Annotated in this window: 18 protein-coding genes and 1 pseudogene; 13 read left to right on the top strand and 6 right to left on the bottom strand. The window is 63.3% G+C overall.

Going from position 1 to position 21,388, the window contains the following annotated elements; translation table 11 throughout:
* Positions 1 to 106: 106 nt before the first annotated feature.
* Entirely contained in the window at positions 107 to 886 is a 780-nt protein-coding gene (locus tag ABIA96_RS01050; RefSeq protein WP_354135160.1) for an enoyl-CoA hydratase-related protein, read from the bottom strand.
* Between the two features lie 212 nt (positions 887 to 1,098).
* On the opposite strand from ABIA96_RS01050, the gene ABIA96_RS01045 reads away from it, so the two are divergent.
* Complete coding sequence (locus tag ABIA96_RS01045) at positions 1,099 to 2,373, top strand: acyl-CoA dehydrogenase family protein (protein ID WP_354135159.1); 1,275 nt, start codon at positions 1,099 to 1,101, stop codon at positions 2,371 to 2,373.
* A gap of 114 nt (positions 2,374 to 2,487) precedes the next feature.
* Here ABIA96_RS01045 and ABIA96_RS01040 read toward each other — a convergent pair whose 3' ends face one another.
* Together ABIA96_RS01040 and ABIA96_RS01035 are read right to left on the bottom strand one after the other, a co-directional pair.
* On the bottom strand, positions 2,488 to 4,068 hold the full coding sequence (locus ABIA96_RS01040) for a fatty acid--CoA ligase (protein ID WP_354135158.1): 1,581 nt from the start codon (positions 4,066 to 4,068) through the stop codon (positions 2,488 to 2,490).
* A 91-nt stretch (positions 4,069 to 4,159) separates the two neighbouring features.
* Entirely contained in the window at positions 4,160 to 5,032 is an 873-nt protein-coding gene (locus ABIA96_RS01035) for an SDR family oxidoreductase (protein WP_354135157.1), read from the bottom strand.
* A 105-nt stretch (positions 5,033 to 5,137) separates the two neighbouring features.
* On the opposite strand from ABIA96_RS01035, the gene ABIA96_RS01030 reads away from it, so the two are divergent.
* The 5 genes and pseudogenes from ABIA96_RS01030 (at position 5,138) to ppc (ending at position 11,946) form a co-directional block, all read left to right on the top strand.
* A complete protein-coding gene (locus tag ABIA96_RS01030; RefSeq protein ID WP_354135156.1) occupies positions 5,138 to 5,947 on the top strand; it encodes a crotonase/enoyl-CoA hydratase family protein in 810 nt (269 codons plus the stop codon).
* A 134-nt stretch (positions 5,948 to 6,081) separates the two neighbouring features.
* Complete coding sequence (locus ABIA96_RS01025; protein WP_354135155.1) at positions 6,082 to 7,626, top strand: acyl-CoA synthetase; 1,545 nt, start codon at positions 6,082 to 6,084, stop codon at positions 7,624 to 7,626.
* Positions 7,627 to 7,758: 132 nt separating this feature from the next.
* Positions 7,759 to 8,553, top strand: a pseudogene (locus ABIA96_RS01020) (enoyl-CoA hydratase/isomerase family protein).
* A gap of 72 nt (positions 8,554 to 8,625) precedes the next feature.
* The gene (locus ABIA96_RS01015) at positions 8,626 to 9,030 is read left to right on the top strand and encodes a YccF domain-containing protein (protein ID WP_354135154.1); all 405 of its coding nucleotides are present in this window, start codon (positions 8,626 to 8,628) and stop codon (positions 9,028 to 9,030) included.
* 126 nt (positions 9,031 to 9,156) lie between these two features.
* Positions 9,157 to 11,946, top strand: coding sequence for a phosphoenolpyruvate carboxylase (gene ppc, locus ABIA96_RS01010; protein ID WP_354135153.1), 2,790 nt, complete (start codon positions 9,157 to 9,159; stop codon positions 11,944 to 11,946).
* A 49-nt stretch (positions 11,947 to 11,995) separates the two neighbouring features.
* Here ppc and ABIA96_RS01005 read toward each other — a convergent pair whose 3' ends face one another.
* From ABIA96_RS01005 to ABIA96_RS00995, 3 genes are read right to left on the bottom strand one after another with little or no spacing between them, the layout of a single operon-like run.
* Positions 11,996 to 12,910, bottom strand: a complete 915-nt coding sequence (locus tag ABIA96_RS01005) for an SDR family oxidoreductase (protein WP_354135152.1) — start codon at positions 12,908 to 12,910, stop codon at positions 11,996 to 11,998.
* Positions 12,911 to 12,915: 5 nt separating this feature from the next.
* Positions 12,916 to 14,055, bottom strand: coding sequence for a thiolase C-terminal domain-containing protein (locus tag ABIA96_RS01000; protein WP_354135151.1), 1,140 nt, complete (start codon positions 14,053 to 14,055; stop codon positions 12,916 to 12,918).
* A gap of 3 nt (positions 14,056 to 14,058) precedes the next feature.
* On the bottom strand, positions 14,059 to 14,472 hold the full coding sequence (locus tag ABIA96_RS00995) for a Zn-ribbon domain-containing OB-fold protein (protein WP_354135150.1): 414 nt from the start codon (positions 14,470 to 14,472) through the stop codon (positions 14,059 to 14,061).
* A gap of 205 nt (positions 14,473 to 14,677) precedes the next feature.
* Here ABIA96_RS00995 and ABIA96_RS00990 point away from each other — a divergent pair, with 205 nt between their 5' ends.
* Genes ABIA96_RS00990 through ABIA96_RS00960 form a run of 7 tightly spaced genes read left to right on the top strand, consistent with a single transcriptional unit; the run spans position 14,678 to position 21,306 of the window.
* Complete coding sequence (locus ABIA96_RS00990; RefSeq protein ID WP_354135149.1) at positions 14,678 to 15,925, top strand: amino acid ABC transporter substrate-binding protein; 1,248 nt, start codon at positions 14,678 to 14,680, stop codon at positions 15,923 to 15,925.
* Positions 15,926 to 15,965: 40 nt separating this feature from the next.
* A complete protein-coding gene (locus ABIA96_RS00985) occupies positions 15,966 to 16,892 on the top strand; it encodes a branched-chain amino acid ABC transporter permease (RefSeq protein WP_354135148.1) in 927 nt (308 codons plus the stop codon).
* Positions 16,885 to 17,805 (top strand): branched-chain amino acid ABC transporter permease, encoded by a 921-nt coding sequence (locus ABIA96_RS00980; protein ID WP_354135147.1) that lies wholly within the window; start codon positions 16,885 to 16,887, stop codon positions 17,803 to 17,805. Before ABIA96_RS00985 ends, ABIA96_RS00980 begins: the two co-directional genes overlap by 8 nt.
* Positions 17,795 to 18,526 carry an ABC transporter ATP-binding protein gene (locus tag ABIA96_RS00975; RefSeq protein WP_354135146.1) on the top strand — a complete coding sequence of 244 codons (732 nt, stop codon included), beginning with the start codon at positions 17,795 to 17,797 and terminating at the stop codon, positions 18,524 to 18,526. The genes ABIA96_RS00980 and ABIA96_RS00975 overlap by 11 nt, the downstream gene beginning before the upstream one ends.
* Positions 18,516 to 19,235 (top strand): ABC transporter ATP-binding protein, encoded by a 720-nt coding sequence (locus tag ABIA96_RS00970; RefSeq protein ID WP_354135145.1) that lies wholly within the window; start codon positions 18,516 to 18,518, stop codon positions 19,233 to 19,235. Before ABIA96_RS00975 ends, ABIA96_RS00970 begins: the two co-directional genes overlap by 11 nt.
* Before the next feature lie 42 nt (positions 19,236 to 19,277).
* A complete protein-coding gene (locus ABIA96_RS00965) occupies positions 19,278 to 20,627 on the top strand; it encodes an amidase (RefSeq protein ID WP_354135144.1) in 1,350 nt (449 codons plus the stop codon).
* A complete protein-coding gene (locus ABIA96_RS00960) occupies positions 20,620 to 21,306 on the top strand; it encodes a DUF2848 domain-containing protein (RefSeq protein ID WP_354135143.1) in 687 nt (228 codons plus the stop codon). The genes ABIA96_RS00965 and ABIA96_RS00960 overlap by 8 nt, the downstream gene beginning before the upstream one ends.
* Positions 21,307 to 21,388: the final 82 nt, after the last annotated feature.

The following is a 21,388-nucleotide window of genomic DNA, read 5'->3' as shown; positions in this document are numbered from 1 at the left end:
TCTCCCCGTCATTGCGAGGAGCGCAGCGACGAAGCAATCCAGACTGCTGCCGCGGAAAGAATCTGGATTACTTCGCTCCGCTCGCAATGACGGCGGAGAGACTGCCTTACTTCCCCACCCATTTCGGCGGCCGCTTCTCCGAGAACGCCTTCGGGCCCTCGATGTAGTCCTGCGAGGCCACCATCGCCTTCACCGCCGGGTATTCGCGCTGCTCCTCGATCGCCTGCTCCAGCGATACGGCGAGCCCCTTCCGGATGGTCTGCTTGGACGCCCGGATCGACATCGGCGAGTTCTTGGTGATCATCTCTGCCCAGCGCAGCGCGCCGGCGAGCGCATCGCCCTGCGGCACCACCTCGTTGACGAAGCCGAGCTCAAAACCCTCCTTGGCGCTGACATGACGCGCGGTGAGGATCATGCCCATGGCACGCTTCAATCCGATCTGCCGCGGCAGGCGGTGCAGGCCGCCGGCGAGTGCGGCAAGGCCAACGTGCGGCTCGGGCAGGGCGAAGGTGGCATTCTCGGAGGCGATGATGAGGTCGCAGGCGAGCGCGATCTCGAAGCCGCCGCCCATGGCGACGCCGTTGACCGCGGCGATGATCGGCTTGTCGCAGTCGAATCGCGCAGTGAGGCCGGCGAAGCCGCCCTTGTCCCAGCCGCGTTTTCCTCCGGCCGCCTGCCACTTCAGATCATTGCCGGCGCAGAATGCCTTGTCGCCGGCGCCTGTGACGACGGCCACCCATTGCTCGGGATCGGAGGAGAAATCGTCAAACACCTTGTTGAGCTCGAAATGCGCGTCGATATGCAGCGCGTTGTAGACCTCGGGCCGCGACAGCGTAATGATCGTGATCGGTCCCTTGCGTTCCACCTTTGAGAATTTCAGCTCCATCGCACGCTCCCGCATTTTCTTCCGAAGGAATATTGGCGTCATACTACCGCTTGCCAGCGCCGGAGCACCATCGAATTGCGCGGGCGCGCCTTGCGCCTCTCACACGCCTCGCTTTGCTTGACTTGCGCGCGCTCTTCTCACCTTAATCGCGCGAAGCAAAGATGCGCCTAGCGCCTTAACGCAAAACGATAAAATCAATCCGGGAGAGAACCGTGGATTTCTCATTGCCTGCCGATCTCGTCGCCTATCTGGGAGAGCTCGACCGTTTCATCGAACGCGAGATCAAGCCGTTGGAAGCGGCTGACGATAACATTCGGTTCTTCGATCATCGCCGCGAATGGGCGCGTACCGATTTCGAGAATGGCGGCCTGCCGCGTCACGAATGGGAAGCGCTGTTGCGCAAGGCAAAGGATCTTGCGGATGCCGCCGGCCATTTGCGCTTTCCGGTGTCGAAGCAATATGGCGGCAAGGACGGTTCCAACCTCTGGATGGCCGTGATCCGCGAGCATTTTGCGGCGAAGGGGCTTGGCCTGCACAACGACCTCCAGAACGAGCACTCCGTCGTCGGCAATTTCCCCGTCGTCACCATGCTCGATCGCTACGGCCGCGACGACCAGAAGGCGATGATCGACGGCTCGATCAAGGGCAAGTACCGCATCACCTTCGGCCTCACCGAGCCGCATCACGGCTCGGACGCCACCCACATGGAGACGCGCGCGGTGCCGACGACCCGCGACAACGTCAAGGGCTGGATCATCAACGGCGAGAAGATGTGGACCACCGGCATGCACGTCGCCACGCATTGCGCGCTGTTCGCGCGCACGTCGGGCAGTGACGGCGATGCCCGCGGCATCACCTGCTTCCTGGTGCCGGCCAAGAGCCACGGCGTGAAGGTCGAGGAGTACATGTGGACTTTCAACATGCCGACCGATCATCCCCGCGTCAGTTTTACGGACGTGTTCGTGCCGGAAGATGCACAGTTCGGCGAAGTCGGCCGCGGCCTGTCCTTGGCGCAATGCTTCGTGCACCAGAACCGAATCCGGCAGGCTGCGAGCTCGCTCGGCGCGGCCGTCTACTGCATCAATGAAAGCGTCAAATATGCGCGCGAACGAAAGCCGTTCGGCCGGGCGCTCGCCGAGAATCAGGCGATCCAGTTCCCGCTGGTGGAGCTGGCCACACAAGCCGAGATGCTGCGTCTTCTGATCCGCAAGACCGCCTGGGAAATGGACCAGCTCAACGAGGAGCAGATCGAGCGCACGCTGTCCGATCGTGTTTCGATGTGCAACTACTGGGCAAACCGCCTCTGCTGCGAATCCGCCGATCGCGCCATGCAGGTCCACGGCGGCATGGGCTATTCACGCCACAAGCCGTTCGAGCACATCTATCGCCACCACCGCCGCTACCGGATCACAGAAGGCAGCGAGGAGATCCAGATGCGCAAGGTGGCAGGGTTCCTGTTCGGCTATATGGGGCCGGGGAAGCATTAAAGCCCACCGGTGCAGTAGGGTAGGCAAAGCGGAGCGTGCCCACGACTTCTCGCAGACGGAGAAGAATGGTGGGCACGGCGCTCCGCGCCTTTGCCCACCCTACGGGACCGCCCGTTAATTGACCCGCCGATCCTTCCCCGCCCAATACGGCTCGCGCAGCTGCCGCCGTAAAATCTTGCCCGACGGATTGCGCGGCAGCGCTGGCAAGAACTCCACGCTCTTCGGCGTTTTGAAGCCTGCGATGCGCTCGCGGGTGAAGTTGATGATGTCGGTGGCGGTCGCCTCTTTGCCCGGCTTCATCACCACGACGGCCTTCACCGCTTCGCCCCATTTGTCGTCGGGGATGCCGATCACGGCGGCTTCCGCCACGTCAGGATGATCGCACAGCGCGCTCTCGACTTCGGCGGGATAGATGTTCTCGCCGCCGGAGATGATCATGTCCTTGATGCGGTCGTGGATGTAGAGGTAGCCGTCCTCATCCATGTAGCCGGCATCGCCGGTGCGCAGCCAGCCGTCGCCGCGCAGCGTCGAGGCGGTCGCTTCCGGCAAATTCCAGTAGCCGGCCATGTTGGAGCCTGAGCGCGTCGCGATTTCGCCGACCTCGCGCGGCGGCAACGGCTTGCCGTCGGCGTCGAGGATGGCGATCTCGACGCCCGGCAGCGCCTTGCCGGCCGAGCGCATCCGCTCGAGTCCTTCGACGTGGTCCTCCGGCGGGAGCGCGACGATGGTGCCGGTGGTCTCGGTCATGCCGTACATCTGCACGAAGCCGCATTTGAAGATTTCGATGCACTCCTTCAGCAGCGCCGCCGGAATTGGGGAAGCACCATACAGCATGTACTTCAGCCGCGAAAAATCGACCGTCTTCGCGCGGGGCTGCCGCACCACGAACTGCATCGCCGCCGGCACCATGAACAGCTTTGTGATTCCGGACTGCTCGAAGAAATCCAGCACCTTGGTCGGATCAAACTCGCGCGCGATCACGCCGCGGGCGCCGTGATAGAGGCCCATGACGCCCCAGCCGGAGCCGCCGATATGGAAGATCGGCATCGCGACCAGCGACACGTCGTTGGTCGACCACCGGTTCCATTCCGGCTTGTCCTCAGCATTGCCTGTTTGCACCAGATTGAGGAAGTTTGCATGCGACAGCATCGCGCCTTTCGGCTTGCCCGTGGTGCCCGACGTGTAGAGCTGGATCGCGATGTCCCCGGTGTTGATCTGAACTTTTGGATCATCGCCGCTCTGCGCATCGCGCCATGCAATAAAATCCTGCCATTCCGGCGCGCCGCCTTCGGTGGCGATGACGGTACGCACGCCCGGAATCTGATCCCTGATCTGGCGAACCTGGGTGATGAACTCCGGCCCTGCGAATAGCACCGGCGCCTTGCAGTCGCCCACGATGAAGGCAACCTCGGGGCCTGCCAGCCGCCAGTTCACCGGCGCCATCACCACGCCGGCCTTCATCGCGCCCATCAGCAGCTCGAAATAAAGATCGCTGTTCTTGCCGAGATAGGCGATCCGGTCGCCCTTCTTCACGCCCAGCGCGATCAGCGCGTTCGCGACCTTGTTGGTCTTGACGTTGAACTCGGCAAAGCTGGTGACGCGGCCCTCGAACTCATAGGCGGTGGCGTTGCCGCGGCTCTTGGCGCGCTCGCGCACCATGTCGGCGAGATTCGCCAGTTTCGGTGATCCGGACATGTTTCTCCCGTGGTGCCTGGTTTTTATGCCGCGTTTTTTATGCCGCGGAGTGTGGCGTCATCCGCGGGCAAAGACAATACGGCAGAGAGCGCTACCCCCGCTTCGCCCGGTCCTTCTCGTTCTGCGCCATGATGCTCTCGCGTGCGGTTTTCCAGTCGTCGTCACTCCAGTCGCGGAGCTGGTAGAAATTGCCGCCCATTGCGAGTGCCTGCGCGCCGTCCATGGCAATGGTCTCGCCGGTGATCCAGTCGCAGCCGCCGGAAATCAGAAACACTGCGAGGTTCTGCAATTCTTCCATGGTGCCGACGCGGCCCATCGGGTTCATCGCCTTGGTGCGCGCACCGGCCTCATCGCCCGGCTTGATACGCTTGCTCATGCCTTCGGTCGGGATCTCACCCGGCGCGATCGTATTGAGGCGGATGCCGTATCGGCCCCATTCGGTGGCGAGCGACATCGTCATGGCATGGATCGCAGACTTGCTCATCGCCGACGGCACCACGTAAGGCGAGCCATTGCGCACCCAGGTCACGGTGATCGACACGACGTTGCCGGGCTGCTTCAAGGCGATCCAGCGCTTGCCGACCGCATGCGTCATATAGAACGTGCCGTGCATGACGATGTTGGCAACGGCATCGAAGCCGCGCGGCGAGAGTTCTTCTGACCGTGAGATGAAGTTGCCCGCGGCGTTGTTGATGAGATCGGTCAGCGGCGCATCGCGAAAGATGTTCTCGATCATCTCTTCGACCGCAAGCGCATTGCGGATGTCGACGCCGTGGCTGGTGACGCGGCCGCCATACTCAGCCATCAGCTCGGTCGCAGTCTCGTCGCAGACGATCTTGCGCCGGCCACAGATGTGCACCTCGGCGCCGAGCTGGAGAAAGCGCGCCGCCATCGACTTGCCAAGCCCGGTCCCGCCGCCGGTTACGAGAATGCGCCGTCCAGCCAGAAGATTTTCCTTGAACATGGCTGTTTCTCCCGTACGGATTGTCAGTTAATTGGTCGATTGACTAAATCCGGCCGCCGTCTTTCTGTAAAGCGGCACCGAACAAGAACAGGGGAGAATTCATCCATGGAAGAGCGCGTCTCGATCTCGATCTCGGAAGGCGTCGCCGACGTGCGCCTGGTGCGCGCAGACAAGATGAATGCGCTCGATCAGGCCATGTTCGAGGCCCTTGTTGCGGCAACCGAGCGGCTTTCACGGGAAAAAAGCGTGCGCGTCGTCGTGTTGTCCGGCGAAGGGCGCGCTTTCTGCGCCGGTCTCGACATGGGGCGTTTTGCCGCCATGAAGGAGAAGGGCGGCAACGGAATTCCGGGTGGCGAAAATCGCGACCTCACCGCGCGTACGCATGGCCAGGCGAACTTTCCGCAGCAGGCGGTGTGGGGATGGCGCCAGCTTCCGGTTCCGGTAATTGCCGCGATCCAGGGTGTCGCGTTTGGCGGCGGGTTTCAGCTCGCGCTCGGCGCTGACATGCGCTTTCTGACGCCCGATGCGCGGATGTCGATCATGGAAATCAAATGGGGCCTCGTGCCTGACATGGCGGGCACGCCGATCCTGGCCTCGCTCGTGCGCGATGATATCCTGCGCGATCTCACCTACACCGGCCGCATCTTCTCCGCGCAGGAAGCGATGACCTACGGGCTCGCCACGCGCATCTGTGATGATCCGCGCGCCACAGCGCTCGAAGTCGCGCGCGAGATCGCCGGCAAGAGCCCTGATGCGGTCCGCGCTGCCAAGCGCCTCCTCAACAATCTCTCGGTCGATCCGGGCCCCGCGCTGCTTGCCGAATCCGTCGAGCAACAGGAGCTGATCGGCAGCGCGAACCAGACCGAAGCGGTGCGTTCCAATCTGGAGAAGCGCGCAGCGAAGTATGCGGACTGAGTCCGTCATTCCGGGATGCGCCGTAGGCGCAGGCCCGGAATCCATCGCGCCTCATTGTCCGCTGTGAAATGGATTCCGGGCTCGATGCTTCGTATCGCCCCGGAATGACAACCACTAACAACAAAGAAAAACAAATGAGCGAAACGTCAGAGTTTCTCGGCATCGTCTCCGGCGATCGCCGTCGTGCCCATGCCGAGGTCGCCAATCGCGCCGACCGCATCGCTTCGGGCCTCGCCAAAATCGGCGTCAAACAGGGCGATTGCGTCTGCATGCTGATGCGCAACGACATCGCCTTCCTGGAAGCTGCCTACGCCGCAATGCGGCTCGGGGCCTATGGCGTGCCGATTAACTGGCATTTCAAGCCGGAGGAGATCAACTACATCCTCGGCGATACCGGTACGTCCGTCTTGATCGGGCACGCCGACATGCTGCACGCCTTGCGCGACGTCATTCCGGAAGGCGTCATCGTGCTCAGCGTGCCGACGCCGCCGGAGATCCTGTCCAGCTATATGATCGACCCGGATCATCTGGTGGCCCCGGACTTCGCGATCGATTTCGAGTCCTGGCTCGCGCAACAGCAGCCTTATGAAGGCCCGGTCGTTCCACAGCCCATGAACATGATCTACACGTCCGGCACCACCGGCCACCCCAAGGGCGTACGCCGCAATGCGCCGACGCCGGAGCAGCAGGCCGCCGGCGAGCGCATGCGCGCGATGATCTATGGGCTGAAGCCGGGCGCCCGCGCGATTTTGCCGGGTCCGCTCTATCACTCCGCGCCGAACTCGTTCGGCGTCCGCGCAGGGAAACTCGGCGGCGCGCTGGTGCTGATGCCGCGCTTCGAGGCGGAAGAGTTTCTGCAACTGATCGAGCGCTTTGAGATCGACACCATCTTCATGGTGCCGACCATGTTCATCCGCCTGATGAAGCTGCCGGATGCCGTCCGCAAGAAGTACGACGTCTCCTCGCTCCGCCATATCATCCACGCAGCCGCCCCCTGTCCGGCGGACGTCAAGCGCGCCATGATCGAATGGTGGGGGCCGGTGATCTACGAGTTTTACGGCTCGACCGAATCCAGCGCCGTCACCTTCGCGACCTCCGAGGACGCGCTGAAGAAGCCGGGCACCGTCGGCAAGATCTCCCCCGGCGCCCAATTGCGCTTCATCGGCGATGACGGCCGCGTGCTCGGAGTGGGAGAAATCGGCGAGATCTATTCCCGCATGGCCGGCATGGCGGACTTCACCTACCACAACAAGCCGGAGAAGCGCGCCGAGATCGACCGCCACGGTTTTATCACTTCCGGCGATGTCGGCTATATCGACGAAGACGGCTACGTCTTCATCTGCGACCGCAAGCGCGACATGGTGATATCAGGCGGCGTCAACATCTATCCGGCAGAGATCGAATCCGTGCTGCACGCCGTGCCCGGCGTGCATGATTGCGCCGTGTTCGGCATCCCCGATGCCGAGTTCGGCGAGGCGCTGATGGCCGTGGTCGAGCCGCAACCGGGCATCACGCTCGATGCGTCCGATGTTCGCGCGCGCCTGAAGACCTCGCTCGCCGACTACAAGGTGCCCAAGCATATCGAGATACGCACCGGACTGCCGCGCGAAGATTCCGGAAAGATTTTCAAGCGCCGCCTGCGCGATCCCTATTGGGAACAGGCGGGGCGGAAGATCTAACAATTCGACGAGGACCTGTAGGGTGGGCAAAGCGGAGCGTGCCCACGATAACCGTCACAAGGCACAGATCGTGGGCACGGCGCAAGCGCGCCTTTGCCCACCCTACGAGATAGGGGACAAGGAGACATTTTTATGAGCGACGCTGCCAACGAAGTCCTCTACGAGGTCGCCGACCACATCGCGACGATCACGCTGAATGCGCCGGAGCGCTTGAACACGATCTCCGGCCCGATGCTGAACGATCTCGCCCGGCTGCTGACCGAGGCGAATGAGGACAAGAACGTTCGCGTCGTGATCCTCACAGGCAAGGGACGGGCGTTCTGCGCCGGCCTTGATCTCCGCAAGGAGCGCGACGGCAATGGTCTGAGTGCGGCGTCCTCGCCGACCACGATCAACCTCCGCAACACCCCGCCGACAGTCTTGTAGGCGATGGACAAGCCGACCATCTGCGCCGTCAACGGCGGCGCGGCCGGCTACGGCATGGATACCGCGCTCGGCTGCGATATCCGTATCATGGCGGAATCCTCAAAGCTCGCCGCCGCCTTCGTCAAGCGCGGCGTGGTGCCGGAATCCGGCGGCACCTGGCTGTTGCCGCGCATGCTCGGCTGGGCCAAGGCCTCTGAGCTGATCTTTACCGGCCGCACGCTGAGCGCGCGCGAGTGTCTGGAATGGGGCCTCGCCAATGAGGTCGTACCCGATGCCGACCTGATGAACCGCGCCACCGCGATCGCCCGTGAAATCGCCGCGAACGCGCCTTTGGCGGTCCAGGCCTCCAAGCGCATGATGCGAATGGGCCTCAACGAAAACTTCCATGACCACGTCCACCACGTCTATCTCCAGCTCCTGCCGCTGTTTAAAACCCAGGACATGGCCGAAGGCATGAAGGCGTTTATGGAGAAGCGCGAGGCGAAGTTCGAGGGGCGGTAGGCTACGAAGCCGTCTTAGCAGAGACAGATTTCGATCCTATATAGACGGCGTCATTGTCTCGCGGATCATCCTATGGCCCCAGTTTCTCTCCTGCTCAACGTACTCTGGATCCTTGTCGGCGGCGCCTGGATGGCGTTCGGCTGGCTGGTGGCGTCCGTCATCATGGCCATCACCATCATCGGCCTTCCCTGGGCACGGGCGGCGTTCAACATCGCCATTTACACGCTGCTGCCGTTCGGCTCGCGAGCGGTCAGTCGCGACCAGGTCACCGGCGCGGGCGATATCGGCACCGGCCCGCTCGGAGTGATTGGCAACATCATCTGGTTCGTGCTGGCCGGCTGGTGGCTGGCGCTCGGCCATGTCCTGACGGCCGTGATCTTCGCCATCACGATCATCGGCATTCCCTTCGCATGGGCCCATCTCAAGCTCGCGGGCATCGCACTCTGGCCGATCGGCAAGGTGATCGTGCCGGCCTAGGCTTGCTGGCGCGCTTCCCTGGACGACCTGTGTGCGCCGCCCCCAACTTCATCTTGCGCTGCGGCAAAAAACTTGCACACTCGGCAGGCCGGGGAGCCATTGGGAGCTCTACAAAAGGAGCCAGCCATGTCCCTCCAGACCGTACCATCCGACGCAGCTGAGCAGCGCTCCAACCGCCCTGAGGACGTCCAGGCCCTGGAGGCGGATGCGCGGCTGCGGGACGACATCCGCCTGCTCGGGCGTATCCTGGGCGACACCGTGCGCGACCAGGAGGGCGCCGACGTGTTCGACCTGGTCGAGCGCATCCGGCAGACCTCGATCCGGTTTCACCGCGACGAGGACCGGATTGCCCGCCGCGAGCTCGAGCAGATCCTCGACAGCATGTCGACCTCCGAGACGGTGCGGATCGTCCGCGCCTTCAGCTATTTCTCCCACCTCGCCAACATTGCCGAGGACCAGAACAACATCCGCCAGATGCGAGCCGGCAAGGGCGGCGGCTCCGGCGTGTTGGCAGAGACACTGGGCAAGGCCAAGGGCGCAGGGATCGGTACCGATATGCTGCGCAATTTCTTCAAGAGCGCGCTCGTCAGCCCGGTTCTGACCGCGCACCCGACCGAAGTTCGCCGCAAGAGCACCATGGACCGCGAGATGGAGGTCGCGGCCCTGCTCGACCGCCGCGAGCGCGTCACCTTGACCGCAGACGAGGTCGACGCCAGTGACGAGCAGCTCCGCCGCGAAGTGCTGACGCTGTGGCAGACCAATCTGTTGCGCCGGACCAAGCTCACCGTGCTCGACGAGGTCGCCAACGGCCTGTCGTTCTATGATTACACCTTCCTGCGCGAGGTGCCGCGGCTGGTCAATACGCTGGAAGACCGGCTGGAAGAAGGCGGCGAGGCGGCTGCGAGCGAGCTCGCCTCTTTCTTAAGGATGGGAAGCTGGATCGGCGGTGACCGCGACGGCAATCCCTTCGTCACTGCCGACGTGATGCGCGGAACGCTGCGGCTGCAGTCGAGCCGGGTGATGCAGTTCTATCTGGAAGAGCTGCACGTGCTCGGCTCGGAGTTGTCGATCGCCGCCCATCTCGCCGACGTCTCGGAAGAGCTGCGCACACTGGCGGAGCGCTCACCCGACACCTCGCCGCATCGGAGCGGCGAGCCCTATCGGCTCGCGGTCTCCGGCATCTATGCACGTCTGACGGCGACTGCGGAAAAGCTTCAGGTCGAGATCACGCGGCGGCCGGTCGGCAAGGGCGCGCCCTATGGGAGCGTCAGGGAGTTGCAAGCCGATCTCGACGTGCTGCATCGCTCGTTGATCTCCAACAACGCCCGCGTCATCGCCCGCGGCCGGCTGCGGCTGTTGCGGCGTGCGGTGGATTGCTTCGGCTTCCATCTGGCGCGGCTCGACATCCGCCAGAACTCGGCGGTGCACGAACGCACCATCGCCGAGCTGATGGACGCCGCGAACCCCGGCATGTCCTATCTCGCGCTCGGCGAGGAGGCGCGCATCTCGCTGCTCACCAACGAATTGCGCTCAACGCGTGCGCTGGTCTCGCCGTTTGTCAAGTACAGTGACGAGACGATGGGCGAGCTCAACGTCTTCCATGCCGCGGCGGAAGCGCATGCGATGTTCGGCTCCGACGCCATTCCCCAGTGCATCATCTCGATGTGCACGGGAATGTCTGACATGCTCGAGGTCGCGGTGCTGCTGAAGGAGGTCGGCCTCGTCCATCCTTCCGGGCGCAGCGCGATAAATGTCGTGCCGTTGTTCGAGACCATCGAGGATTTGCAGGCGTCTTCCGCGATCATGGATCGCATGCTCTCGCTGCACGATTACCGCCGGCTCGTCGACAGCCGCGGCAGCGTGCAGGAAGTGATGCTCGGCTATTCCGACTCGAACAAGGACGGCGGCTTCGTCACGTCGGGCTGGGAGCTCTACAAAGCCGAGATCGGCCTCGTCGACGTGTTCGAGCGCCACGGCGTGCGCCTGCGCCTGTTCCACGGCCGCGGCGGCTCGGTCGGCCGCGGCGGCGGTCCGAGCTATGACGCCATCGTCGCGCAGCCGGGCGGCGCGGTGAACGGCCAGATCCGCATCACCGAGCAGGGCGAGATCATCACGTCGAAATATTCCAACGCGGAAGTCGGCCGCAACAACCTCGAAATCCTGGCGGCGGCGACGCTGGATGCGAGCCTGTTGCAGCCGAGCCAGAGCGCGCCCCGCCGCGAATATCTCACTGCAATGGACGAGCTCTCAAATCTGGCCTTCAAAGCCTATCGCGGCCTGGTTTACGAGACCGATGGCTTCGTCGATTATTTCTGGGCCTCGACCGTCATCAACGAGATCGCGACGCTCAACATCGGCAGCCGCCCGGCCTCGCGCAAGAAGACCCGCGCGATCGAGGATCTGCGCGCGATCCCCTGGGTGTTCTCCTGGGCGCAATGCCGCTTGATGCTGCCGGGCTGGTACGGCTTCGGCAGCGCGGTCGAGCAATGGATCGCCGAGCACCCCGACAAGGGCATGCCGTTCCTGAAAGAGCTCTACAAGGAATGGCCGTTCTTCCGCATGCTGCTGTCGAACATGGACATGGTGCTCGCGAAGAGCTCGATCGCGATCGCCTCGCGCTATGCCGAACTGGTGCCGGACGAGGGCCTGCGCGAAAAGATCTTCGGCCGCATCCGCCGCGAATGGCATTCCTGCATCGAGACGCTGCTCGATATCATGGGGCAGGACCGCCTGCTGCAAGGCAACCCGCTGCTCGAACGCTCCGTACGCCATCGCTTCCCCTATCTCGACCCGCTCAACCACGTGCAGGTCGAGCTGCTGAAGGCGCATCGCGCGCAGAACCCGGATGAGCAGGTGCTCCGCGGAATTCAGCTGACGATCAACGGCATCTCGGCGGGGTTGAGGAATACGGGATAGGGCGAGTGGCGAGTAGAACTCCTATTCGCCGCTCACCGTTCGCGCAACCTCAAACCGGATCCCACGGGAAGATGTCGGCGGAGCGGTCGAGCTTGTAGAACGAGCCCTTCAGCGCCGGCATGCCGTGTTCCGCGATCGACTGCGGCGTCCAGCCTTCGCTGCGATGAACCGAGCGCAGCGGGCGGTTCTGGCTGAACAGGAACAGCTCGTTCATGCGCGCGCCGAAGATCTGGCCCGAGACGTCCTTGGCGGCGTCGGAGAGCAGATAGGCGCAGATCGGCGCGATCTTCTCCGGACCCATCTGCTTGATCTTCTCGACGCGCGCCTTCTCGGCCTCGGTTTCGGTCGGGATGGTGCCGATCATGCGGGTCCAGGCGAACGGCGAGACGCAGTTCGAACGGACGTTGAAGCGGCCCATGTCGAGCGCAATGGATTTGGACAGGCCGATGATGCCGAGCTTGGCCGCGGCGTAGTTGGCCTGGCCAAAATTGCCGATCAGGCCCGAGGTCGAGGTGAAATGAACGAAGGAGCCAGACTCCTGCTCGCGGAACAGCCGTGCCGCTGCGTGCGAGACGTAGAACGAGCCCATCAGATGAACCTTGATGACGGCTTCGAACGCTTCCACGCTCATCTTGTGGAAGATCATGTCGCGCAAGATGCCGGCATTGTTGACAACGCCGTCGAGTCGGCCGAAATGATCGGTCGCAGTCTTCACGATCTTGCTGGCAGGAACGGCTTCCGCGACGCTTTCGAAATTGGGGACGGCGATGCCGCCGCGCTTCTTGATCTCCTCGACCACTTCCTCGGCGGGCGACGCGCTTGAACCGGCGCCGTCAGCGGCCGCACCGGGATCGTTGACGACGACCTTGGCGCCTTCCGCCGCGCAGAGCAGCGCGATCTCGCGTCCGATGCCGCGGCCTGCGCCGGTGACGATGATGACCTTGTCTAGCAGTGATTTTGTCATGTGGATTACCTCTCGTTCGTAAACACGATCGTGCCACTCGCGGCGAACATGCCGCCGACGCCGTGGCACACTGAAATCTTCGCGTTCGGTACCTGTGCCGGCGCGATGCCGCGCATCTGGCGCACGCTCTCCTGGAGCGCGTACATGCCGTACATGCCGGAATGCATGTAGCTCAGCCCGCCGCCATTGGTGTTGAGCGGCAGCTTGCCGCTCGGCCGCGTGTTGCCGTCCGCGATGAATTTGCCGGTCTCTTCATGCGGCATGAAGCCGAGGTCGCCGAGGCCAAACAGCGGCAGATGCGCAAAGGCGTCGTAGATCATGAGATGGTCGACATCCCTGTGGGCGATGCCGGCTTCCTTGAAGGCGAGCGGCCCCGCGGTCTTGAACGCGCGCGAGGAGTTGAACGTTTCCATCTGGCTGACCATCGGCGTCTCGACGCTCTCGCCGGTGCCCATGATGTAGACAGGCTTGCGCGGAAAATCCTTGGCCCGGTCGGCCGAGGTCAAGATCAGGGCGCCGCCGCCATCGGTGACGAGGCAGCACTGCAAGAGGCGGAGCGGATAGGCGATCATGCGCGAGTTGAGGACGTCGGCGACCGTGATCGGGTCCTTCATCATCGCCCGCGGATTTTTTGCCGCCCATTCGCGCTGTACCACCGCGACCGAGGCGAGCTGCTCGTGCGTGATGCCGTAGGTCTTCATGAAGCGCAGCACCGGGATCGGGAACATGCTGGGCGGACCATAAACTCCGTAGGGCGCCTCGAACTGGCCTTGCAGACTGTCGGCGGGGATCGAGCGCGGCGCCTTGCCGATCATCGACTTGCCGCTCTCGGCATGCGTGATCAGCACCGTCTTGCACAGGCCGGCCTCGATCGCCGCCGCAGCATGGCGAACGTGCAACATGAAGGAGCAGCCGCCGACCGAGGTGCCGTCCACCCAGGTCGGCTTGATGCCGAGATAGTGGCAGACCTGCTGCGGCGTCTCGACGGCAGTGGCAAAGCCGTCGATGTCGGACAGCTTCAGCCCGGCATCCGCGATGGCATTGAGTGCCGCATCCGCGTGAAGCTGGAGCTGCGACACGTTGGGGATGACGCCGAGCTCGGTGGTCTCGGCCGCGCCGACGACGGCAACCTGGTTCTTGCGCATGACTTACCCCTTCGCCGGGCGGAACACGGGGAGGGTGATCTTGTCGTCGAGCGCCTCGAAGGCGACCTCGAGCTTCATGTCGAGCTCGAGCGCCTCGGGGGTTTGCGGGCAGTCGATGATGTTGCTCATCATCCGCGGCCCCTCGGTCAGCTCGACCACCGCGATCGCATAAGGCGGCGTGAACCCGGGCGCAGCGGGGCGGTGGTTGATCACGTAGCTGTAGAGAAAACCCTTGCCGCTCGCCTTGAAGATGCTGACCTTGCGCGAGGCGCAGGACGGACAGAACGGGCGCGGCGGGAAATAGACATGCGCGCATGCATCGCAGCGTTGCAGGCGCAATTCGCCCGCTTTCGTGCCGTCCCAGAAATGCTGGGTTTCCGGCGTCGGTTTCGGTCGCGCGCGCTGCGGTTCGGCCATGTCGGCAGCTCCTCCCAGAGGCGAGAACTTCATGCTCGCCCGTTTCAATCTTGATGCGCCAATTGACTATCGAACGTCAACGGTCCAGCACAGAGCACTGCAAGCCATGTATTCCACCATGCGCACAATTGCGGTTGGCGTGCTTGTGTGCCAGTAGGGCCGCACGGTACATTGGCGTGAGACAAGAAGAGATCGGGAGAATTCCATGTTGAGAACTGTAGGCGTTGCGCTGGTTGCAGGTCTGACCTTCGCTGCGCCGGCCCTTGCTGCGGACGCCCCTGCCGAGATCAAGATCGGAACGCTCTACGCGTCGAGCGGGCGCTATGCTTCCATCTCGATGCCGGTCCACTACGGACTGAAGCTGTGGGTCGAACAGAAGAACGCCGAGGGTGGCGTCTACGTGAAGGCGTTCGACAAGAAGGTCCCGATCAAGCTCGTTGCCTATGACGACCAGAGCAACACAGCGACCGCGGCCACATTGTATAATCAGCTGATCACCCAGGATAAGGTCGACCTTCTGGTCGCCGATTCCGGTTCGGTGCTGACGGCGCCTGCCGTTGCTATTGCCCGCGACCACAAGATGTTCCTGTTCGACCAGACCGGCACCGGCGCCAGTTTCTTCTCCAAGGACAATCCGTACATCGCCCTGATGGCCGACCCTGTGTCGACCATTTGGCCGAAGCCGGTCGCCGATTTCGTCTCGCATGACGGACCCGGCCTCGGCATCAAGAAGATCGCGATTCTCTACGCGACCAACGAGTTCACGGGCACGCAAGCGAATGCCTTCCGCAAGTTCGTCAAGGAATCGGGGGCGCCGATCGAGATCGTCTACGATCAGGGCGTTCCGACCGAGACGACCAACTACACCGTGATCATCAACAACATTGCCAATACGAATCCGGACGCGGTGATTCACTTCGGGTATGCGCCGAACGACATCGCATTCCTCCGCAACGTCCAGGACGTCGGCGTCAACTTCAAGATGCTGTTCTCGATCTATGCGGGTCTGGAAACCGAGCTGCTCGAAAAGAACGTCGGCGAGAAGGGGCTCGAACACGTCTTTACCTACGTTCCGCCCCAGGAGCTGAAATATCCCGTCAACTTCGGGATGAACATGGACGAGTACAAAGCGGCCTGGGACAAGAAGTATTCCGACGGCAAGGTCGAGTTCGGCTTCAACTCAGTCGCCGGATACACGACGGCTCTCGTGATCGAAAAGACCCTGTCGGTCGCGACCAGCCTCGATCAGCTGGAACTGCGCAAAGCGGCCTTCAGCCTGTCCAATCAGCTCAAAACGCTGGACGGGACGTTCGCGCTCGACGAGATGGGTGGCCAGATCGGAGAGCTGACGCCGCTTGGTCAGCTCGAGCTCAACGATCACGGGCATATCAAGTTCATCTCGATCTATCCTCACGAGACGGCGACTGGAAAGCCGGTCTATCCGCGTCCATGACACGGAACCTTGCTGCGCGGAGACAGGGAGCCGGCTCCCGATGTTGACCTACGCGTTGGTCGCCGGCGTCCTGTTTGGGCTGTATTTCAGCCTGGTCGGGATCGGCCTCAATCTCGTTTTCGGCGTCATGCGCATCGTCAATCTTGCGCATGGCGACGTCTTGATGCTGGGGGCTTTCGTCGCGCTGGGTGTCGTCAGCCTGGCCGGCATCGACCCGCTGTTCGCGGTGCCTCTGGCGTTCGTAATATTTCTCCTGGTCGGCACGTTGCTCTATTGGGTGCTGGTGCCGCGGCTGCAGGGATCCGCAAATCCCGAGATGCTGTCCATCATCCTGTTCTTCGGCCTGTCGCAGGTGGTCGAAGCCATCACCACGATCTTCGCCGGCACCAGTGAGCGTTCGATCCAGAGCCGGCTGCTCGGCACAGTCTTCTCGACCATCAAGGTACAGCTGTTTGGCGGCAAGCCGGAGGCCAGCGGTCCCATCCGGATTTTCGGTCAGGGATTTCCTGCGCCTTGGGTGATCGCGGCCGGCACCAGCCTGGTCGCGATTGGTCTCGTCTACGTTTATCTCTATCGCACGCGGCTCGGCACCTTGACGCGCGCCGTGATGTCGCGACGCGACGAGGCGCTGGCCTCGGGCATCGACGTCGATCGTGTCTCGGCAGCTGCCTTCGGAGTTGGGCTCGGTCTTGCTGCGGTTGCGGGCGTGTTTGCGCCTTTCATGTTCGGCTCGATCACGCCGGCCTTCGGTGCCGACGCGACGGTAACGTCGTTTGCGATCGTCGTGCTGGGGTCGCTCGGCAATCCGCTCGGCACGGCCCTCGGTGGTGTCGTCTATGGCGTCTTCTACATGCTGGTGCAGACCTATCTCAGCTCATGGGCCGACCTTTTGCCCTATGTGCTGCTGATCCTTATCCTCTTGCTACGTCCGAGCGGCCTGCTTGGAAGGCGGGTGCGCGTTGCCTAATGCCGTCAAGCACGTGCTGTTTATTCTGGTGCCGCTGATCGTCGTGTTTGCGGTTCTGCCCGGAATTTACCAGAACCATCTGCTGCTGTTCAATTTCGTCACGTTCCTGATCCTCGCTCAGGGCGTGAACATCATCTACGGATTCACCGGCTATCTGCCCTTCGGTTACGTTGGCTTCTTCGGGGCCGGTGCTTATGGATTTGCGGTGTTGGTGATGCACTACCAGTCGCCGGCCATCGTGGCGGTGCTGGCAGCGGGGCTGGTCGGCATCCTGCTCGGCCTGCTGCTGACGCCGTTGTTGCGGCTGTCCGGCGCCTATTTTGCCATTGCCAATCTCGCTGCGTCACTGGCCGTGTTGCATCTCGTTGCCAATCCGGCATTGGAAGGCATCACGAAGGGGCCATATGGCGTGTCGCTGACAGGCACGTTCAACCCGTCGCACGCCTACTATGCCGCCCTGGCTGTGTTGGCGTTGACCGTGGGCGGCGTCGTCTTCCTGAAGAACTCGAGTTTCGGGCTCGCGCTGCAGGCCGTCCGCGAAGATGCCGTGAGCGCGTCGATGTCCGGGGTCAATGTCGTCAAGATGCGCATCGCAGCCTGGCTGGCGTCCGCGCTCGTGGCCGGTCTCGCTGGCGGCATCTACGCCTGGTACGTCTCCGTATTCTATCCCGACAACGTCTTCAGCGGCGATTTCAGCATCTTCGCGATCGTCTTCGCGCTGTTCGGGGGTGTCGCGACGATCTCCGGTCCGATCATCGGCGTCCTGATCCTGTATGGCGTCTACAATCTGATCGGTTTCACGACCCCGCAATATTTCCAGCTCATCTACGGTCTTCTCATCATGGGGCTGGTGCTGTTCCTCCCGGCGGGGCTTGTCTCGCTGGCGACGCGGAGGGGGTGGCGTGTCCCCTGATACGAAACCCATTCTCAGCGTCAGCAAGCTGGTGAAGCGCTTCGGCGGTTTCGTCGCGCTCGACGGTTTGAGTTTTCATGCTGCGCCCGGCGAGGTGTTGGGGCTGGTCGGTCCGAACGGTTCGGGCAAGACCACAGCCATCAACGTGATTTCCGGCCTGTACGCACCTGACGGCGGTGAGGTTGCCTTCGACGGCGCGTCCATTGGCGGCATTGCGTCCCACAAGCTTGTCCATCGCGGCATCAACCGAACCTTCCAGGTGCCGAAGCCGTTCATGTCGCTGACCGTGCGGGAGAACGTCCGGGTCGCTTTGGCGTATGGCCACATCGGCGGAACGCCGCTGGGCCTCGACGCGCTGCTCGACGAATATCGCCTCGCTGCCGTTGCCGATCGTCCGGCAGCCGATCTCAACAGCGCACAGCAGAAAATGCTGGATCTGGTCCGCGCGCTGGCGACGCAACCGCGCCTGCTGCTGCTCGACGAGCTCGCCGCGGGGCTCAATCCCGCCGAGCTCGACTGGATTGCGGAGCGGATCAAGCAGCTCGCGGCAAGCGGCATGTCGATCATCGTCGTCGAGCATCTGATGGGCTTCATCGAGCACATCACCGATCGCGTCATCGTTCTCAACGCCGGCAGGGAAATCTTCGAGGGCAAGCTCGCTGCGGCCGTGAAGGAACCGCAGGTGATCGAGGTGTTTTTGGGAGGCGAGCATGCCGCCTGAAACAACGCCTCTTCTTCAGGCAATTGGCGTCGATGCGGGCTATGGCACCATGCAGGTGCTTTGGGGCGTCGATCTCGATGTCAAACCAGGCGAGACGGTCCTGCTGCTCGGCGCCAATGGAGCGGGCAAGACCACGTTCCTGAAATCTCTGGTCGGCCTGGTCGAGGCCCGTCACGGCAGCATCGCGCTCGCCGGGCGAGATATCGCGCACATGCGTTCCAGCGATCGCATGAAGCTCGGCATGACCTACATGTCGGAGCTCGCGGTGTTTCCCGACCTGTCGATCGAGGAGAACATCCTGGTGGGGGCTCAGGCGTTGGGACATGCTGACCCTCGCCGGCGCCTTGATGAGCTCTACGGTCTTTTTCCCGTTCTGCGCGACAAGCGCCGCAATCCCGCTTCCAGCCTGTCGGGCGGGCAGCGCAAGATGCTCGGGATCGCCAAGGCGCTCGCCGCCGAGCCGAAGCTCCTCGTCATGGACGAGCCCTCGGCGGGGCTGTCGCCGCTCTTCGTCAAGGAGGTCATCCGCATTCTGAACGGCCTGCAGGGACGCGGTATCGCGCTTCTGATCGCCGAGCAGAATATCGGTTTCCTTGAAGTGGCAACCCGCGTATTTGTTCTGGAAGGCGGGCGCATTCGCTGTTCCGGCACGGTTGCCGAGATGACCGACAACGAGGCGTTGCGGCGCGCCTATTTTGGATTGAAATAGCGCGGCGGCGTTCCGGCCGCGCGTGACGCAGGCGAACCAGACATGCCGAATGCCCCGACCCTCGCCAAATTGGCCGACGACCTCGAAAACGGCCGCACCACCTCCCGCAAGCTGGTCGAGGCCTGCATCGCCAAAATCGCCGATCCCTCAGGCGAGGGCCAGCGCACCTTCATCCATGTCGACAAGGACGCCGCGCTCGCGGCTGCGGATGCGATGGACGGCTTGCGCAAGGCCAAGGCGGCGCCGTCGCGCTATGCCGGTATCCCGGTCTCGATCAAGGATCTGTTCGACATCAAGGGCCAGGTGACGCGCGCCGGCTCCCGCGCGCTCGACGATTCCCCGCCGGCCGAGCAGGATGCCGCCACCGTGGCCCGGCTGCGCAAGGCCGGCTTCGTCGTGATTGGCCGCACCAACATGACCGAGTTCGCCTATTCCGGCATCGGCATCAATCCGCATTACGGCACGCCGAAGGGCGCCTGGAACCGGGCCGAGGGCCACGTGCCGGGCGGCTCGTCCTCGGGCGCCGCGGTGTCCGTGCTCGACGGCATGGCGCATGGCGCGCTCGGGACCGACACCGGCGGCTCCTGCCGCATTCCCGCCGCTTACAACGGCATCGTCGGCTACAAGCCGACGCAGCGGCGCGTGCCGCTCGATGGCGCGGTGCCGCTGTCCTTCTCGCTCGACAGCATCGGGCCGCTGGCACGATCGGTCAGCTGCTGTGCCATACTCGATGCGGTGCTGGCGAACGAGCCGATCGTCGCGCTTAAACCGCGCCCCGTGAAGGGCATGCGGCTGGCCGTGCCGATCACGATCGCGCTCGACGACCTCGACGCCGCGGTGGCGGAAACGTTCGAGCGCGCGCTAAAATCGCTCGCTGATCACGGTGCCATCATCGAGCGCATCGAGCTGGCCGAACTCCACGACATCGGCCCGATGAACGCCAAGGGTGGCTTTGCGGCCTCCGAAAGCTATGCCTGGCATCGCTATCTCATCACGTCCAAGGGCGACGTCTACGATCCCCGCGTCTCCGTCCGCATCATGCGCGGCGAGGTGCAGAGCGCGGCCGACTACATCGATCTCCTCAACGAGCGCCGCTCCCTGGTCGCCCGCGTCAACGCCCGCATCGCGCCGTATGACGCGCTAGTGCTGCCGACCACCGCCAATACGCCGCCGAAGATTTCCGATCTCGCCGACGACAAGGCGTTCACCAAAGAAAACCTGCGCGCCCTGCGCAATTGTACCCTGGTCAACATGATCGACGGCTGCGCAATTTCGCTGCCGGCCCATCGCGAGGGCGATGTCCCCGTCGGCCTGATGCTTGCAGGCGCAGGTGGCTCGGACCGTCGTATCTTTGAACTTGCTGCCGGCATGGAGGCCGTAATTCGTGTTTGACCTGACATTCACCGTCGAGGCTCAGGGCACCACCACGCCTCTGACGCTGGCGATCGACCAGATGGTCATCGCCGGCTGGACTGGCCGCGACGCGATCGCGCGCGACAAGCACATCGACGAACTGGAGGCCATGGGCATCGCCCGGCCGGCCTCGACGCCGATCTACTACCGCGCCTCGGCACGGCGGCTGACCCAGGAGGACAGCATCGAATGCTGCGGTGGGGACTCGTCCGGCGAGGTCGAGTTCGTGCTGATCGGCTGGCAGGGCCGCATCTTCGTGGGCTGCGGCTCCGACCATACCGACCGCAAGGTTGAAGCCTACAACGTCACCGTGTCCAAGCAGATGTGCGACAAGCCGATTGCGTCCGCGCTGTGGGAGCTCGAGGACGTCATCGGCCATTGGGACAGGATGATCCTGCGCTCCTACGCAACGATCAAGGGCGAGCGCGTGCTCTACCAGGAAGGCACGCTGGACGCGATGCTGCCGGTCGACGACCTGATCGCGCGCGGTTTCGGGGGCGGAAGATTCCCCGACGGCTGCGCCATGTTTGGCGGCACATTTGCGGCCAAGGGCGGCATCCGCCCGGCCGATCGGTTCGATTTCGAGCTGGAGGATCCCGTGCTGAAGCGGACGATCAAGCACGGGTATGACGTGGTGACGCTGCCGGTGCGAGGCTGATCCCTCTCCGTTGTGTGGGCGCAGCTCTCTCCACGTCATTGCGAGGAGCGAAGCGACGAAGCAATCCAGACTGGCTCTGCGG

The sequence above is a fragment of the Bradyrhizobium sp. LB11.1 genome, assembly GCF_040549385.1.
Taxonomy (GTDB): Bacteria; Pseudomonadota; Alphaproteobacteria; order Rhizobiales; family Xanthobacteraceae; genus Bradyrhizobium.
This window is presented reverse-complemented; position numbering and strand designations above follow the sequence as displayed.

Bases quoted from the DNA above. Each gene is read 5' to 3' on its own strand.
- ABIA96_RS01050 (WP_354135160.1), bottom strand. From the start codon at position 886: ATGGAGCTGAAATTCTCAAAGGTGGAACGCAAGGGACCGATCACGATC.
- ABIA96_RS01040 (WP_354135158.1), bottom strand. From the start codon at position 4,068: ATGTCCGGATCACCGAAACTGGCGAATCTCGCCGACATGGTGCGCGAG.
- ABIA96_RS01035 (WP_354135157.1), bottom strand. From the start codon at position 5,032: ATGTTCAAGGAAAATCTTCTGGCTGGACGGCGCATTCTCGTAACCGGC.
- ABIA96_RS01030 (WP_354135156.1), top strand. From the start codon at position 5,138: ATGGAAGAGCGCGTCTCGATCTCGATCTCGGAAGGCGTCGCCGACGTG.
- ABIA96_RS01025 (WP_354135155.1), top strand. From the start codon at position 6,082: ATGAGCGAAACGTCAGAGTTTCTCGGCATCGTCTCCGGCGATCGCCGT.
- ABIA96_RS01015 (WP_354135154.1), top strand. From the start codon at position 8,626: ATGGCCCCAGTTTCTCTCCTGCTCAACGTACTCTGGATCCTTGTCGGC.
- ppc (WP_354135153.1), top strand. From the start codon at position 9,157: ATGTCCCTCCAGACCGTACCATCCGACGCAGCTGAGCAGCGCTCCAAC.
- ABIA96_RS01005 (WP_354135152.1), bottom strand. From the start codon at position 12,910: ATGACAAAATCACTGCTAGACAAGGTCATCATCGTCACCGGCGCAGGC.
- ABIA96_RS01000 (WP_354135151.1), bottom strand. From the start codon at position 14,055: ATGCGCAAGAACCAGGTTGCCGTCGTCGGCGCGGCCGAGACCACCGAG.
- ABIA96_RS00995 (WP_354135150.1), bottom strand. From the start codon at position 14,472: ATGGCCGAACCGCAGCGCGCGCGACCGAAACCGACGCCGGAAACCCAG.
- ABIA96_RS00990 (WP_354135149.1), top strand. From the start codon at position 14,678: ATGTTGAGAACTGTAGGCGTTGCGCTGGTTGCAGGTCTGACCTTCGCT.
- ABIA96_RS00985 (WP_354135148.1), top strand. From the start codon at position 15,966: ATGTTGACCTACGCGTTGGTCGCCGGCGTCCTGTTTGGGCTGTATTTC.
- ABIA96_RS00970 (WP_354135145.1), top strand. From the start codon at position 18,516: ATGCCGCCTGAAACAACGCCTCTTCTTCAGGCAATTGGCGTCGATGCG.
- ABIA96_RS00965 (WP_354135144.1), top strand. From the start codon at position 19,278: ATGCCGAATGCCCCGACCCTCGCCAAATTGGCCGACGACCTCGAAAAC.